Annotated in this window: 15 protein-coding genes; 14 read left to right on the top strand and 1 reads right to left on the bottom strand. The window is 62.5% G+C overall.

The window, feature by feature from the left end; translation table 11 throughout:
- Positions 1-3: 3 nt before the first annotated feature.
- From rsfS to WFR25_RS01005, 4 genes are all read left to right on the top strand, one after another.
- The gene (rsfS, locus tag WFR25_RS01020) at positions 4-393 is read left to right on the top strand and encodes a ribosome silencing factor (protein ID WP_336967699.1); all 390 of its coding nucleotides are present in this window, start codon (positions 4-6) and stop codon (positions 391-393) included.
- Between the two features lie 152 nt (positions 394-545).
- A complete protein-coding gene (locus WFR25_RS01015) occupies positions 546-968 on the top strand; it encodes a 23S rRNA (pseudouridine(1915)-N(3))-methyltransferase RlmH (protein ID WP_336967697.1) in 423 nt (140 codons plus the stop codon).
- Between the two features lie 52 nt (positions 969-1,020).
- The gene (locus WFR25_RS01010; RefSeq protein WP_336974552.1) at positions 1,021-2,235 is read left to right on the top strand and encodes a murein hydrolase activator EnvC family protein; all 1,215 of its coding nucleotides are present in this window, start codon (positions 1,021-1,023) and stop codon (positions 2,233-2,235) included.
- Positions 2,236-2,352: 117 nt separating this feature from the next.
- Positions 2,353-2,676 carry a YnfA family protein gene (locus WFR25_RS01005; protein ID WP_336967695.1) on the top strand — a complete coding sequence of 108 codons (324 nt, stop codon included), beginning with the start codon at positions 2,353-2,355 and terminating at the stop codon, positions 2,674-2,676.
- Between the two features lie 486 nt (positions 2,677-3,162).
- On the opposite strand, the gene WFR25_RS01000 is transcribed toward WFR25_RS01005, so the two are convergent.
- The gene (locus tag WFR25_RS01000) at positions 3,163-3,717 is read right to left on the bottom strand and encodes a hypothetical protein (RefSeq protein WP_336967694.1); all 555 of its coding nucleotides are present in this window, start codon (positions 3,715-3,717) and stop codon (positions 3,163-3,165) included.
- A 305-nt stretch (positions 3,718-4,022) separates the two neighbouring features.
- Here WFR25_RS01000 and rpsM point away from each other — a divergent pair, with 305 nt between their 5' ends.
- From rpsM to WFR25_RS00950, 10 genes are all read left to right on the top strand, one after another.
- Positions 4,023-4,391 carry a 30S ribosomal protein S13 gene (rpsM, locus tag WFR25_RS00995; protein ID WP_006967373.1) on the top strand — a complete coding sequence of 123 codons (369 nt, stop codon included), beginning with the start codon at positions 4,023-4,025 and terminating at the stop codon, positions 4,389-4,391.
- Between the two features lie 78 nt (positions 4,392-4,469).
- A complete protein-coding gene (gene rpsK / locus WFR25_RS00990) occupies positions 4,470-4,859 on the top strand; it encodes a 30S ribosomal protein S11 (protein ID WP_336967690.1) in 390 nt (129 codons plus the stop codon).
- Between the two features lie 113 nt (positions 4,860-4,972).
- Complete coding sequence (locus WFR25_RS00985) at positions 4,973-6,037, top strand: DNA-directed RNA polymerase subunit alpha (RefSeq protein ID WP_336967688.1); 1,065 nt, start codon at positions 4,973-4,975, stop codon at positions 6,035-6,037.
- 121 nt (positions 6,038-6,158) lie between these two features.
- Complete coding sequence (gene rplQ, locus WFR25_RS00980; protein ID WP_336967685.1) at positions 6,159-6,584, top strand: 50S ribosomal protein L17; 426 nt, start codon at positions 6,159-6,161, stop codon at positions 6,582-6,584.
- Positions 6,585-6,814: 230 nt separating this feature from the next.
- Positions 6,815-9,013: a prolyl oligopeptidase family serine peptidase gene (locus WFR25_RS00975; RefSeq protein WP_336967683.1), complete on the top strand. Its 2,199-nt coding sequence runs from the start codon at positions 6,815-6,817 to the stop codon at positions 9,011-9,013.
- 66 nt (positions 9,014-9,079) lie between these two features.
- On the top strand, positions 9,080-9,673 hold the full coding sequence (locus tag WFR25_RS00970) for a hypothetical protein (protein WP_336967682.1): 594 nt from the start codon (positions 9,080-9,082) through the stop codon (positions 9,671-9,673).
- Between the two features lie 49 nt (positions 9,674-9,722).
- Positions 9,723-10,259 carry a P-loop nucleotide/nucleoside kinase family protein gene (locus tag WFR25_RS00965; protein ID WP_336967681.1) on the top strand — a complete coding sequence of 179 codons (537 nt, stop codon included), beginning with the start codon at positions 9,723-9,725 and terminating at the stop codon, positions 10,257-10,259.
- A gap of 67 nt (positions 10,260-10,326) precedes the next feature.
- Entirely contained in the window at positions 10,327-11,574 is a 1,248-nt protein-coding gene (locus WFR25_RS00960; RefSeq protein ID WP_336967679.1) for a TCR/Tet family MFS transporter, read from the top strand.
- Positions 11,575-11,625: 51 nt separating this feature from the next.
- A complete protein-coding gene (gene guaA / locus WFR25_RS00955) occupies positions 11,626-13,185 on the top strand; it encodes a glutamine-hydrolyzing GMP synthase (RefSeq protein ID WP_336967678.1) in 1,560 nt (519 codons plus the stop codon).
- Between the two features lie 307 nt (positions 13,186-13,492).
- Positions 13,493-14,713, top strand: coding sequence for a tyrosine-type recombinase/integrase (locus WFR25_RS00950; RefSeq protein ID WP_336967676.1), 1,221 nt, complete (start codon positions 13,493-13,495; stop codon positions 14,711-14,713).
- The last annotated feature ends 9 nt before the right edge of the window (positions 14,714-14,722 follow it).

Genomic DNA, 14,722 nt, shown 5'->3' with positions numbered 1-14,722 from the left:
TTTTTGACCAGACCCCAACCTGCCAACGATGCGGCGCATGGCGCCGATAGTGTGGCCGCCCTGCATGCGCTTGTCCTTCAGTCGCTCGACGACGATCAGGCGCAGGAAACCATCTCCATCCCCCTGGAAGGCAAGAGCAGCATCGCCGATTATATGGTGATCGCGAGCGGTCGTTCGTCGCGTCAGGTCGCGGCGATCGCCCAGCATCTGGCCGAACGCGTCAAGCAGACGACCGGGCGTCCCGTCCGCGTTGAAGGCCTGCCGGTTGCCGACTGGGTGCTGATCGATGCGGGCGACGTGATCGTCCATCTGTTCAAGCCGGAGGTGCGCAGCTTCTACAATCTGGAACGGATGTGGGGCTTCGTCGACACGCCGGCGGCGGGCACGGCCTGAACGCAGTCCGGGCGGAGAATATCTGTCCTTTGTACCCTGGAGCGTTTTCCAAGCAGGTGGAATCACCTGCTGGCTCGGAAAACGCGGAAAATCAAAAGACTAGAGCAGCCGAGCCGATGCAATCGGATCGGATTTTGCTCTAGGGTCAGGTCATGCTCCTCCACATCATTGCGCGCGGCAAGATCGGGCGCTCGCCGGAAGGTGAACTGGTCGATCGCTATGTGAAGCGGCTGACCTTGCCGCATAAAATTACCGAACTCCCCGATCGGGGTGGCAAGCTGCCGCCTGTATCTGCGGGCACTGTCATCGTCATGCTGGACGAAAAGGGGCGTCAGCTCTCCTCGATGGAGTTTGCCCGGCGGATCGAGGGGTGGCGCGACGCGGGTACACGCGAATGCCGCTTCCTGATCGGTGCGGCGGACGGTTTTGGTGATGCGGAACGCGCGGGCGCTGATCTGCTGATCGCCTTTGGCGGGATGACCTGGCCGCACATGATGGCCCGCGCCATGCTGGCCGAACAATTGTGGCGGGCGACAAGTATCCTTGCCAATCACCCCTATCATCGCGAAGGATAGCCCCATGTGGGGTGGGGGCAATCAACGGGCACGGCGGCTTATGCTGGTCTGGATGACCGGTGCGGTCGCGATCGGCCTTGTCACGGTGGGGGCGGGGGCACAGGATATCGTGCTTCAGGGCCTTGGCCGAACCAGTCTGCAACAGGAGCAGTCCGCGCTCAAGGCTGCACGGCAACAGGCGGAGGATGCGCGCGACCGATCGCAGCGCCTCGATCAACAGGCGGGGCAGGCGCGCGAAGACGCCGAACGCGCCCGCCGTCATGCCGCCGCGATGGCTGCGCGTATTCAGGAGGCCGAGGCCGACATTCAGATGGCGCAGGCGCGCCTTGCCATCATTGCCCGGCTTCAGCGCGCGCAGGCGGTGCGGCTGGCCGAGCGGCAGGAGCCGGTCGTGAAGCTGACCGCCGCGCTTCAGATGATGGCGCGACGGCCACTGGCGCTGGCGCTGGTCCAGCCCGGTTCCATGACCGATGCGGTGCATATGCGGGCGGTGCTTGGCGCGGTGCTGCCTGTGATTCGGGAGCGCACGGCGGGACTGCGCGCCGAACTGGATCGCAGCCGGGCGCTGCGCGCCACCGCGCAGCAGGCCGCCGACGCGCTGACCGACAGTCGCATGAAGCTGACCCAGCGCCAGTCCGATCTGCGCGCGTTGGAGGCACGCAAGCGTGTCGCCGCGCAGGCGCTGCGTTCCGACGCGGGGCTGGAGGAGGATCGCGCTGTGGCGCTGGGCGAACGGGCGCGGGATATTGTCGACCTGATGGACCAACTGGAGTCGGCGGGTGATTTGCGCGACCGGCTTGCTGCCCTCTCAGGCCCGATCCTGCGCCCAGCGCGGCCCGATCAGGCCGGCGTGATTTCTGGTGGCGAGACGCCTGAGCGCGCGACCGCTGCCAGCGGTCCGCCGCCCTATCGCCTGCCTGTCGTCGGCCAGCTTGTGACCGGCATGGGCGAGGTGTCGACCAGCGGCGTGCGCTCACGTGGCCTGACGCTTGCCACCCAGCCCAGCGCGCAACTGGTTGCGCCGACGGCTGGCCGCATCGCCTTTGCCGGCCCCTATCGCGGCTATGGCCAGATCCTCATCATCGACCATGGTCAGGGTTGGACAACCTTGCTCACCGGCCTGCATCGCCTGTCCGTGAATGTGGGTGAGACGGTGCGTCAGGGCGATCCCGTCGGCATCGCCGGGTCGGGTCGCCCAACCATCACCATCGAACTGCGCCGCAATGGCCGCCCGATCGACATCGTGCCGCTGGTGGGGCTGGGGTAGGGGAATGGCTTAGATCCACCCCTCCCGGTCGCCTCATGCCCTTAACGGCGGCACAAGAAAGCGCCCGGCGACACGCCACCACTTGCAGGCGAAGGCATGAACTGAGACAGCGCTCCTATGACTGCCCTTGCTTATATCGGTGCCGCGCTTGCGGAGATTGCAGGCTGCTTCGCCTTTTGGGCGTGGCTGAAGATGGGCAAGTCCATCTGGTGGCTGGTGCCAGGCATGATGTCTTTGGCGCTGTTCGGCTGGCTTCTGACCCTTGTGGATACTGATCAGGCGGGACGGGCCTATGCCGCTTACGGCGGCGTCTATATCACGGCCGCAATCGTCTGGCTCTGGATCATAGAGGGGGTGCGGCCCGACCGATGGGATGTGTGCGGCGCCATTGTCTCCTTGGCCGGGGCGGCGATTATCTTGCTTGGTCCCCGTTCCGCCTAACTGGCTATCGCCCCCGTTCCAAAAGCATGAGAGGGGCCGCCGGGTCGATGCCCGACGGCCCATCATGTGCATGGTCAGCGGCCGGAAGTGCCGCCCAGGGGAACGTGGTTCGCGCTATCCTTCGCCGATGACGGATCATCTCGCCAGCAAGGGCGTGTGCAACCAGACGGTCAGGCCTGGTGGATCGTCAGTGATGAAAGGATCGACGCTGTGGCGTCGCTCAGCGGCGCGTTTCCCGATTGGACTTGACCGACCCCATTGCTGAACCATGAGACATCGGATCACCTCCTTTCGCTAGTTGAAGCCCGCGTGGCCGACTTCAAATGTGTCCTCGATCGGCCACGAGATGGAGAGTGAATCATTCCGCTGGCAGGATCAAGTCTTGTATTATTCTTTTTTGGAATCATACTTCGCCGTTCGCGCCGGAATTTCCCCGCTGCGTCGTTTCTGGAAAACCTTGGAAAAACAGCGGTTCTGCCGACAGGGTCAGCCCCGGCAATCCTCGACCACGCGTGCGACTTCCGCCCAGGCGGGCAGGATCAAGGGGGGCAGGCCCTGCACATCCACGCCGAACCGGCCACGGCTATAGGCGATCTGGTCCAGCACGCTATCGTTCGCGGCGCGCGTGGCGATCGTCTGCGCCGTTGCGCCTGCGGTGGTGGAGGCGGGCCAGTTCACCGCGCCATAGCTGGTGCGGATCGTCATGGGGCCGCTGCCAGCGCCCGTGCGTGCGACGCTGATCCGATGGCTCGCTTGGTCGCAGCGGATGGACAGCATTGCAGGGTCACTGGCTGTGCGGAACAGGGCGGCCGATCCAGCGCCCTCGGTCCGATATGTCCAGTCCCCCGCCGTCGCCGGACGATATTGCCATTCGGTGCTCGCAGGCGCTGGGGAGGCTGGCGGCGTGGGTGTGGGTGTGGGTGTGGGCGTGGCGGGAGCCGGGCGTGGTGCCGGGGGCGGTGTTCGCTCCGAAGGGGCGACGCAGGCGCCCAGCAAGGCCATGGGGATGAGGGTGAAAATCAGGGAGGTCGCGTTGCGCATCGACGCTCCATGCCCCAGTGCTGGACCCGGCTTCAACCACAAAAGGATGAAGTGGCCAGATTGGAGGATCGGATCTGGCGATCTGGCGGGGAATGGGTGCTGCCAGAAAGCCTTGTCCGGTTGACAGTTTGACCCCGAATCGGTATGGGCCTTGCATCCCGACACGCTTGGTAGCGGCAGTGCTTTGGCGCTGGCCGTCTTTTTTGCGTCTTGGGGGGTATGAGATTGTCGGATTTCAACGATCCGACCTGACGCTTTGAGATGGGACGGCGCCACCGCCCCGTGGAGCAGGAGAATTAGGTACAATGGCTCGTATTGCGGGTGTCAACATCCCGACCAACAAGCGCGTGATCATCGCGCTCACCTACATCCACGGCATCGGTCGCAAGACTGCCGTTGATATCGCCACCAAGCTGGGCATCGACCACAGCCGCCGCGTTCAGGACCTGTCGGACGCCGAAGTCCTTCAGATCCGTGAAACGATCGACGCCGACCTGACGGTCGAAGGCGATCTGCGCCGGAACACCGCGATGAACATCAAGCGGTTGATGGATCTGGCCTGCTATCGCGGCCTGCGTCACCGTAAGGGCCTGCCGGTTCGTGGTCAGCGCACGCATACCAATGCGCGCACCCGCAAGGGCAAGGCGAAGGCAATCGCAGGCAAGAAGAAGTAATCCACTTCTTCTCCGCCGGAGGCGCTTCTCATCCTATGAGACACCTCCCGCAGCAACGATTTCAGTAGGATAGAGCAAATGGCACGGGAACCTCAGCGCATTAAGCGGCGCGAGCGCAAGAACATCTCGGCAGGCGTCGCGCATGTGAACGCCAGCTTCAACAACACGATGATCACCATCACGGACGCCCAGGGCAACACCATTTCATGGTCCTCGGCGGGCATGATGGGCTTCAAGGGCAGCCGTAAGTCGACCCCCTATGCCGCGCAGGTTTGTGCGGAAGATGCGGGCCGCAAGGCATCCGAACATGGCGTTCGGACGCTGGAAGTCGAAGTGAAGGGCCCCGGCTCGGGCCGTGAATCGGCTCTGCGCGCGCTTCAGGCGGTTGGCTTCCACATCACGTCGATCCGTGACGTGACGCCGATCCCGCACAATGGCGTGCGTCCTTCCAAGCGTCGCCGCGTTTAAGGCTATCGCTTGAACTGGCGGGCGACGGACGCGTCGCCCGTTTCCAATCTGCATCGGCCGGATCAGTCTGAAGGTTCCAACAGACGATCCGACCACATCCCCAGGGGAATTACATGACTGTCAACATGAAGAACTGGCAGGAATTGAAGAAGCCCAGCGTCCTCGACATCAAGTCGTCGGGCGATGGCAAGCGCAAGGCGACCTTCGTTGCTGAGCCGCTCGAGCGCGGCTTCGGCCTGACGCTGGGCAACGCGCTGCGCCGGGTTCTTCTTTCCTCGCTCCAGGGCGCGGCGGTCACCTCGATCAAGATCGAGAATGTGCTGCACGAATTCTCCAGCCTTGCCGGTGTGCGTGAGGACGTGACCGACATCGTCCTCAACATCAAGCAGGTCGCGCTGAAGATGGAAGGCGAAGGCCCCAAGCGGCTTCAGCTCTCTGCCACCGGCCCGGCCGTGGTGAAGGCTGGCGACATTGCCGTTGTTGGCGATATCGAGGTGATGAACCCCGATCTCATCATCTGCCATCTCGATCAGGGCGCGACGCTCAACATGGAACTGACTGCCGACATCGGTAAGGGTTATGTTCCGGCCGTCGCCAACCGTCCGGCGGATGCGCCGATCGGCCTGATTCCGATCGACGCGCTCTACTCGCCTGTTCGTCAGGTGGCGTATAAGGTGGACAACACCCGCGTCGGCCAGGAACTGGACTTCGACAAGCTGTCGCTGACCGTTGAGACCGATGGCACCGTCACGCCGGAAGACGCGGTGGCCTATGCCGCTCGCATTCTGCAGGACCAGCTCCAGTTGTTCGTTCACTTCGAGGACGCGCTGCCCAGCGCCGCGCCGTCGTCGGGTGGTCATGCCGTTGCTTCGGCTTCGGAAGGCGAGAGCGACACGAACCAGATCAACCGCTATCTGCTCAAGAAGGTGGACGAACTGGAACTGTCGGTTCGCTCGGCCAACTGCCTCAAGAACGATAACATCATCTACATCGGCGACCTGGTCCAGAAGACCGAGGCCGAGATGCTCCGTACCCCGAATTTCGGCCGCAAGTCGCTGAACGAGATCAAGGAAGTGCTCTCGTCCATGGGTCTGCGCCTGGGCATGGACATCCCTGGCTGGCCGCCGGAGAATATCGAGGAAATGGCCAAGAAGCTCGAACAAGAGCTGCTGGGTTAAAAAGGTTCGGGTCAGGGTCCAGCCCTGACCCGGTTCCTTATGGGGATTTGAGCGGCACCCCTCAAATGCTGCCTGGTCTGGGGTACCTTAAACGGCCCCTTAACGAACGAAGGATAGTATCATGCGTCATAAAATGGGTCAGCGTAAGCTTCAGCGCGCATCGGGCCATCGTACCGCCCTGCTGCGCAACCTTGCGGCGTCGCTCATCAAGCATGAGCAGATCACCACCACCACGCCCAAGGCGAAGGAACTGCGTCCCTACGTCGAGAAGCTGATCACGCTGGCGAAGAAGGGTGGCCTGTCCAACCGTCGTCTGGCCGACGCGCGCCTGAAGGACGACGCGCAGTTGATCAAGCTGTTCGAGATTCTGGCCGAGCGCTACAAGGATCGCAACGGCGGTTACACCCGCGTCATCAAGGCTGGTATCCGCGCTTCGGACGCCGCGCCGATCGCGATCATCGAGCTGGTCGACCGTGACGTTTCGGCAAAGGGCCAGGATTCGGGTCCGGTCCAGAACGCTGACGAGGACGAGCTGGAAGCGGCCTGATCGACAGGTTGCGCCCGTAAAGCGGGTCCGCAGAAATATTGATGGCAGGCCGTGGCTGAACCCAGCTACGGCCTGTTTTTTTATGCCCTCTGCGCTATAGTTGGGATGATTTTCCAACGGGATGCTTCCATCCGGCAGCCGGGAAATCGCCGTAATCAAAAATCTGGAGCCGCCGGTGTGATGCGACCGGAGCGGGTCTTCTCCAGGACGATAGTCGAGAGAGGGTGCCGATGTTTTTCGACCGCAGCCATTTCGCGCTGCTGACGCTGGCGACGCTTGCCCTTTGTCCGGTTTGCGCAACGGCCAGCCCCGAAGCCGTCACTCCTGACGCGACACTCATCACCCCTGCGGAGGTCAGACTGCGCTATCCCGTCACCCAGCGCCTGGACATCGTCGAGGATCATTTTGGCACGAAGGTGGCCGACCCTTATCGCTGGCTGGAAAATGACGTTCGCGTCGATCCGGCGGTGCGTGACTGGGTGACGGCGGAAAACAAGGTGACGAGCGCCTATCTGGACGCCCTGCCGGAGCGCGAGACGCTGCGTAGGCGGATGCAGGCGCTATATGACTACGGGCGCTATACGATCCCGCGCAAGGCGGGGAACCGCTATTTCTACGGCTATAATAGCGGTCTTCAGAACCAGACGCCGCTGTTCATGCGCGAAGGGTTGACGGGTAAGCAGCGGCTGCTGGTTGACCCCAATGACTGGGCGAAGGACGGTGCTACAGCGCTAGCCGAATGGCGGCCATCTCCCACGGGACGACATCTCCTCTATGCGGTGCAGGACGGCGGCACCGACTGGCGCACGCTGCATGTGCTGGATGTCGGTACCGGCAAGCTGCTCGACGAGACGATCGCCTGGGTGAAATTCTCCGACTTGAGCTGGGATCGAACGGGGGAAGGTTTTTTCTATTCCCGCTTCGCCGCGCCGGTCGAGGGAGAGGCTTTCCAGAGCACGAATGAAAATCAACAAATCTATTATCATCACCTTGGCACGCCTCAGGCTCAGGACCAGCTGGTCTATGCCACGCCGGATCGGCCGAAGCTGGGCCATAACGCCCAGGTCACGGACGATGGCCAATGGCTGATCATCACCTCGCATCTGGGCACCGATCCCCGCTACGAAGTGCTGGTCGCCGCGCTCGACGGCGGACCGATACAGCCGCGCCCGCTCGTGCGTGGGCTGGACAATCAATGGAAATTGATCGGCAGCCGGGGGACGACGCTGTGGTTCGTCACCGATAAGCGCGCACCGCGGCAGCGGGTGGTGACGTTGGATGCGGCCCGTCCGCGTGCGCGCTTGGTGGAGATCGTACCCCAGCGCGCCGATACGCTGGCGGGTGGCTCGATGGTCGGCAACCGGCTGATCCTCGCCTATATGAGCGACGCGGCCACCGTTGCGGAACTGGTGGAGCTGAATGGGCGCAAGATCGGCGATGTGCCGCTGCCCGGCGTCGGCACGGCGGCGGGTTTCGGTGGCAAGACCGGTGACCCGGAAACCTTCTTCGCCTTTTCGGGCTTTACGACGCCGACCACCATCTATCGGTACGACACCTCGACCGGCACCGCAGCGATTTTTGCCCAACCGGAGCTGGCCTTCAATCCCGACGATTTCGCGACCGAGCAGATCTTCTACCCGTCGAAGGACGGAACGAAAGTGCCCATGTTCGTCATCCGCAAGAAAAGCCTGGCTACTAGCGCCACGCCCGCGCCCACGATCCTCTACGGCTATGGTGGCTTCAATATCTCGATGACGCCGGGTTTCTCCGCGACGCGGCTCGCCTGGTTGGAGCAAGGCGGTGTCTATGCGATCGCCAACCTGCGCGGCGGCGGGGAATATGGGAAGGCGTGGCACGATGCGGGTCGCCTTGCGAACAAGCAGAATGTGTTCGACGATTTCATCGCGGCGGGCGAGTTCCTCAAGGCCAATGGCTATACGACGGCGAACGGCCTGGCGATCGAGGGGCGGTCGAATGGTGGCTTGCTGGTCGGCGCGGTCGTCAACCAGCGGCCTGACCTTTTCGCTGCTGCGCTGCCGGGGGTGGGTGTGATGGACATGGTGCGGTTCGACCGCTTCACCGCCGGGCGTTATTGGGTCGATGATTATGGATCACCGGAAAAGGAAGCGGATTTCCACTTGCTCTACAGTTACTCGCCCTATCACAACATAGCGGGCGGAAAGGATTATCCCGCGATCCTGGTGACGACGGCCGACACTGATGATCGGGTGGTGCCCGGCCACAGCTTCAAATATGCCGCCGCGCTACAGAGCGCTGATCTGGGCGAACGGCCGCACCTGATCCGCATAGAGACGCGCGCGGGTCATGGATCGGGCAAGCCGACCGACAAGGTGATCGACGAATATGTCGATAGCTATGCCTTCGCCGCGCGCTTCACCGGGCTGTCGATCCGTCAGCAAGGGCGTTGATGCGTTCAGCCGCGCGACAGCCTGTCGCTGCTAAGGCTCTTTTCAACATGGCGTGAGCAGGAAATCATGATGGGCAAGATGCGTTGGATGATGGGTTCGCTGCTGGGTGCAGCGCTGGTCATTGGCAGCATCGGTTCAGCGGAGGCGCGCCCGCGCTATGGTTATGGCGGCTATCATGACCGCTACCGGCACCATGATCGCGACGGCTTTGGATTTGGCGATGCGGTTGGTATTGCCGCGCTGGTCGGTGCCGTGGCGATCGTCGCCTCCTCCATGTCCAAGGACCGCAAGGCAACGCAGGGCAAAGCGCCGCGCGACCGGGGGCTGGATACGGACGTGCTGCCGCCGGTGGATGGCACGGACTATGGATCGGATGTCGAAGCGACCCATAATGACAGCGTCGATGATGGCAGTGCGGACCAGTTCGCCAATGCCTGCGCCGATGCCGCGCGTCAGGAGGCATCCGCCAATGGCGGCTATGCAGAGGTGCGCCGGATGGACGAGCCACGGATGATCGACGGTGGCTATAATATTGACGGCGAGGTCGAATCCCGCGCGGCCTATCGGGACGCCAGCGGCACGACCCGCCGCTTCACCTGCACGGTGAAGGATGGCCGGGTGGCGGATGTCTATCTCAGCCGCGATATGGTGTCTCGCTAGGGTTCGCTTCGCGCTGGCAAAGCGCCCGCCGCATGGTTAGTTTCATGCCATGCATTTGATTTTCCTCTACGGTCAGGCGGCCGCCGGTAAGCTGACGGTCGCAAGAGCGCTGAGTGCCCGCACCGGCTTTGCCTTGTTCCACAACCATCTGATCGTGGATGCGGTCGGCGCGGTCTTCCCTTTCGGGTCGGATGAGTTTGTCCGGCTTCGCGAGGCGTTCTGGATGGAAATGATCGGATCGGCCATAGCGGCCGGGCGGGCCCTGATCTTCACCTTCGCTCCCGAACCCACGGTTGCGTCCGATTTCCCAGCGCGTGTTGCCGCGATGGTCAGGGCGGCAGGCGGAGCGGTTATGTTCGTGTCGCTGACGCTTGATCCCGATGAGCAGGAGCGCCGCATCGTCAGCGCTGACCGGGCGGCATTCGGCAAGCTGCGGTCGGCAGAGCTGCTGCGTGAACTGCGCGCCGGTTTCGCGGCCTGCATGGAGGCCATGCCCGTTGCCGCGATCACGATCGACACGAGCACGATCATGCCCGACGCCGCGGCAGCGCAGATAGCAGAAGCGATCGCGCAACAGGTCGACTGACCGGCGGCCTTGCCACCTCGGTCATCGCTCGCTACCCCTCGCGTCGATCGTTCCGCTGGAGATATTGATGCCCGCGCCTGTCCCGCATCGCCGCCCGGCGGCGATTGCCTTCATCCTGGTGACGGCGCTGCTCGATATCATGTCGATGGGCATCATCATTCCGGTTCTGCCCCAGTTGATCGAACGGTTGTCCGGCTCCAGCAGTGCGGCGGGGCTGTGGAACGGCCTGTTCGTCGCGCTGTGGGCGATGATGCAATTTGTCTGTTCGCCGATCATCGGGTCGCTCTCCGACCGGTTCGGCCGGCGGCCCGTCATCCTGCTGTCGGTCGGGGGACTGGCCGCCGACTTCATCTTGATGGCGCTGGCGCCCAACCTTTGGTGGCTGGCGGTGGGCCGGATGCTGGGCGGGGTGACCTCGTCCAGCTTCACCACCGTCTTTGCCTATATGGCCGACATCACTCCGCCCGATCAACGCGCGCGCGGCTATGGGCTGGTCGGCGCGGCATTCAGCGCAGGGTTTGTCGCCGGGCCGCTGCTGGGCGGGGTGCTGGGCGAGATTTCGTTACGGGCGCCTTTCTGGGCGGCGGCGGGGCTGAGCGGTCTGGCTTTCCTTTATGGGCTGTTCGTCCTGCCCGAATCCTTGCCGCCCGAGCGGCGCATGGCCTTTGCCTGGAGCCGCGCCAATCCTTTTGGCGCGCTCACCCTGCTGCGCTCGCACCCGGATCTTTCCCGCCTCACCATCGTCAATTTCCTGCTCTACTTCTCTCATCATCTCTTTTCGGCGGTCTTCGTTCTTTATGCAGGCGATCGCTATGGCTGGGGAGCATGGCAGGTGGGGACGTTGCTGGCGATGGTCGGGCTGCTCGACATGGGCGTGCAGGGCCTGCTGGTGGGACCGGTGGTGAAGCGTCTCGGCGATCGGCGGACGATGGTGACGGGCCTTGGCTTTGGCGCGGTCGGCATTGCCTGCATGGGCTTGGCGCCGACGGGCTGGCTGTTCGTCGCGGCGATGCTGCCCAATGCGCTTTGGGGTCTGGCCATGCCCACCATCCAGTCGTTGATGACGGTGCGGGTTTCCGAATCGGAACAGGGCCAGCTTCAGGGCGCGAACAATAGTGTGGGGTCGATCGCGGGCATCCTGTCGCCCCTCTTCTTTGGCGGCGTCTATGCGCTGTCGGTCGGGACCAATCCGTTTTTGCCGTGGATCGGCAGCGCCTTCTTCATCGCCGCGTTGGTCCTTGGTCTGGGCGCGCTATTGGGCCTTGGCGTGTCGCGGCCCGCCGCTTCGCTGGACATTCCCGCCCCATCCGACTAACCGCGCGGGCATCCCCCTAGCCATACAGGCTTAACGACAAGAGGCGATTCGATGACGCTGCCCATTCAGGATTCCATCCTCATCGTGGACTTCGGCAGCCAGGTGACGCAGTTGATCGCCCGCCGTGTTCGCGAAGCGGGGGTCTATAGTGAGATCGCCCCGTTCAACACCGCCGCCGAAGCCTTTGCGCGGATGCAGCCCAAGGGCGTCATCCTTTCCGGCGGTCCATCGTCGGTCATGTGGGAGGATAGCCCCCGCGCGCCACAGGCGATCTTTGATGCGGGCATCCCGATCCTCGGCATCTGCTATGGTCAGCAGACGATGATGCAGCAACTGGGCGGCAATGTGGAAGGCGGCGAGAGCGGCGAGTTCGGCCGCGCCTTCATCGAGGTGCACAAACATTGCGCCCTGTTCGACGGCCTGTGGCAGCCCGGCGACCGGCATCAAGTGTGGATGAGCCATGGCGACAAGGTGACGCAACTCGCCGAGGGGTTTGAGGTTGTCGCCACCAGCGAGGGTGCGCCCTTCGCCGTCACCGCCAACGAAGCCAAGCGCTTCTACGCCACCCAGTTCCATCCTGAAGTGGTTCACACCCCCGATGGTGGCAAACTGATCGCCAATTTCGCGCGCCATGTCTGCGGCCTTGCCGGGGATTGGACGATGGCCGAATTCCGCGAGACGAAGATTGCCGAAATCCGTGCGCAGGTGGGCAAGGGGCGCGTGATCTGCGGCCTGTCCGGCGGCGTTGACAGCGCCGTCGCCGCCGTGCTGATCCATGAGGCGATTGGCGACCAGTTGACCTGCGTGTTCGTCGACCATGGCCTGATGCGGTTGGGCGAGGCGGAGCAGGTGGTCTCTCTGTTCCGCGAACATTATGGCATCACGCTGGTCCATGTGAACGCGGAAGAACGCTTCCTGGGCGGCCTTGCGGGCCTCACCGACCCGGAGAAGAAGCGCAAATTCATCGGCGGTGAATTCATCGCCGTGTTCGAAGAGGAAGCCGCGAAGATCGGCGGCGCCGATTTTCTGGCACAGGGGACGCTATACCCCGACGTCATTGAATCGGTGTCCTTCACTGGGGGACCCAGCGTCACGATCAAGAGCCATCATAATGTCGGCGGCCTGCCCGAACGCATGAACATGAAGCTGGTCGAGCCACTGCGCGAGCTTTTCAAGGATGAGGTCCGCGTTCTGGGCAAAGAGTTGGGATTGCCCGATATTTTTGTGGGACGTCATCCCTTCCCTGGCCCCGGCCTCGCCATCCGCATCCCCGGCGAAGTCACCAAGGAGCGTTGCGACATCTTGCGGAAGGCAGATGCCGTCTATCTGGAGGAAATCCGCAACGCGGGTCTTTATGACGCGATCTGGCAGGCCTTCGCCGTGCTGCTCCCGGTCCGCACGGTCGGGGTGATGGGCGACCATCGCACCTATGACAGCGTGTGCGCCGTGCGGGCTGTAACCTCGACCGATGGCATGACGGCGGACATCTATCCCTTTGATGCGGCTTTCCTCAGTCGCGTTGCGACCCGCATCATCAACGAGGTGAAGGGCATCAATCGGGTGGTTTATGACTATACGTCGAAGCCGCCCGGGACGATCGAGTGGGAATGATGGGGCGTCCGGCATAGGCTGGCACCAATAGGCACTAAGGACCGATCAAGCCCGCAGAAATGCGCGCTTTCCCTTTTGTTTGGTCTGGCATCTTCTGGAACGGACTTGCATCGGCAAGCACGATTTTTTTATGGCATGGCGAATGGCATCGTTTATCATGATGCCATGCTGAAGGCGTGATACCATGCTGCCTTCAGAAAGGGCGTCATGGTATTATGTTCAGATAAATCACTGACATTAAATGCATTTATGGCGATATTCCTGATCCTTTTGAGCATGGTATTTCAAACGGAGAAACGCGCGGGCCATGCTGACCGATACCAAGCTGCGGAACCTCAGGCCAACGGACAAGCTTTACAAGGTGAATGATCGCGACGGCCTCTATGTGGCTGTCACGCCCGCCGGGTCGATCTCGTTCCGGTATAACTACGCCATCCACGGCAGGCAGGAGACCGTCACCTTCGGCCGCTACGGCGTTGGCGGCATCACTTTAGCGGAAGCCCGTGAACGGTTGGGCGAAGCCAAGAAGATGGTTGCGGCAGGGAAGTCGCCTGCCAAGGAGAAGGCGAGGGACAAGGCCCGCGTCAAGGATGCCGAGACATTTGGAGCATGGGCCGAAAAATGGCTGCGCGGCTACCAGATGGCCGATTCCACGCGTGATATGCGCCGTTCGGTTTTCGAGCGCGAATTGAAGCCGAAATTCGGCAATCAGAAGCTGGCAGAAATCACCCATGAGGATTTGCGCGCGCTGACCGATACTATCGTGGAGCGGGGCGCACCGGCGACGGCAGTGCATAGCCGTGAAGTTGTTTTCCAGGTTTATCGTTGGGCCATCGAGCGCGGCCAGAAGGTCGAGAACCCGGCAGAACTGGTCCGCCCGACAACCATCGCCAAATTCGAGCCGCGCGACCGCGCCCTAACGCCCGATGAAATCGGCTTGATGTATCAATATATGGAACGGATCGGCACCGCGCCATCCTTCCGGGCAGCGGCCAAGCTGCTGCTGCTGACCATGGTGCGCAAGGGCGAACTGACCAACGCGAAATGGGATGAGGTCGATTTCACCAAGGCACTCTGGACGATCCCGAAAGAACGGATGAAGCGGCGTAATCCGCATTTGGTGTTCCTATCCAGACAGGCGCTGGACATCTTCATTGCTCTGAAAACCTTTGCGGGCGGATCAGACTATGTGTTGCCGGGGCGTTATGATTCCGACGAACCCATGAGCAGTGCCACGCTTAACCGGCTATTGACGCAGACATACAGGCTCGCCCAAAAGGAAGGAAAGCCGCTCGGCAAGTTCGGCCCGCACGATTTGCGGCGCACGGCCAGCACGCTTCTGCACGAAGCGGGTTACAACACTGACTGGATAGAAAAGTGCCTTGCGCACGAGCAGAGGGGCGTCAGGGCCGTCTACAACAAGGCCGAATACCGCGAGCAACGCACGGCGATGCTGCAAGACTGGGCGGATATGATCGACGAATGGACGCTTGGGCGGATGCGGCCTGCAAGTAGGAGCGAAGATTAGGCTTTTTGT

Source organism: Sphingobium aromaticiconvertens, assembly GCF_037154075.1.
Classification (GTDB): domain Bacteria; phylum Pseudomonadota; class Alphaproteobacteria; order Sphingomonadales; family Sphingomonadaceae; genus Sphingobium; species Sphingobium aromaticiconvertens.
Note: the sequence above shows the minus strand (reverse complement) of the source record. Positions and strands in the feature narration are given on the sequence as shown.

What these genes read in the sequence shown, in the direction of transcription:
- WFR25_RS01015 (WP_336967697.1), top strand. Translation starts at nt 546, where the DNA reads ATGCTCCTCCACATCATTGCGCGCGGCAAGATCGGGCGCTCGCCGGAA.
- WFR25_RS01010 (WP_336974552.1), top strand. Translation starts at nt 1,021, where the DNA reads ATGACCGGTGCGGTCGCGATCGGCCTTGTCACGGTGGGGGCGGGGGCA.
- WFR25_RS01005 (WP_336967695.1), top strand. Translation starts at nt 2,353, where the DNA reads ATGACTGCCCTTGCTTATATCGGTGCCGCGCTTGCGGAGATTGCAGGC.
- WFR25_RS01000 (WP_336967694.1), bottom strand. Translation starts at nt 3,717, where the DNA reads ATGCGCAACGCGACCTCCCTGATTTTCACCCTCATCCCCATGGCCTTG.
- rpsM (WP_006967373.1), top strand. Translation starts at nt 4,023, where the DNA reads ATGGCTCGTATTGCGGGTGTCAACATCCCGACCAACAAGCGCGTGATC.
- rpsK (WP_336967690.1), top strand. Translation starts at nt 4,470, where the DNA reads ATGGCACGGGAACCTCAGCGCATTAAGCGGCGCGAGCGCAAGAACATC.
- WFR25_RS00985 (WP_336967688.1), top strand. Translation starts at nt 4,973, where the DNA reads ATGACTGTCAACATGAAGAACTGGCAGGAATTGAAGAAGCCCAGCGTC.
- rplQ (WP_336967685.1), top strand. Translation starts at nt 6,159, where the DNA reads ATGCGTCATAAAATGGGTCAGCGTAAGCTTCAGCGCGCATCGGGCCAT.
- WFR25_RS00975 (WP_336967683.1), top strand. Translation starts at nt 6,815, where the DNA reads ATGTTTTTCGACCGCAGCCATTTCGCGCTGCTGACGCTGGCGACGCTT.
- WFR25_RS00970 (WP_336967682.1), top strand. Translation starts at nt 9,080, where the DNA reads ATGATGGGCAAGATGCGTTGGATGATGGGTTCGCTGCTGGGTGCAGCG.
- WFR25_RS00965 (WP_336967681.1), top strand. Translation starts at nt 9,723, where the DNA reads ATGCATTTGATTTTCCTCTACGGTCAGGCGGCCGCCGGTAAGCTGACG.
- WFR25_RS00960 (WP_336967679.1), top strand. Translation starts at nt 10,327, where the DNA reads ATGCCCGCGCCTGTCCCGCATCGCCGCCCGGCGGCGATTGCCTTCATC.
- guaA (WP_336967678.1), top strand. Translation starts at nt 11,626, where the DNA reads ATGACGCTGCCCATTCAGGATTCCATCCTCATCGTGGACTTCGGCAGC.
- WFR25_RS00950 (WP_336967676.1), top strand. Translation starts at nt 13,493, where the DNA reads ATGCTGACCGATACCAAGCTGCGGAACCTCAGGCCAACGGACAAGCTT.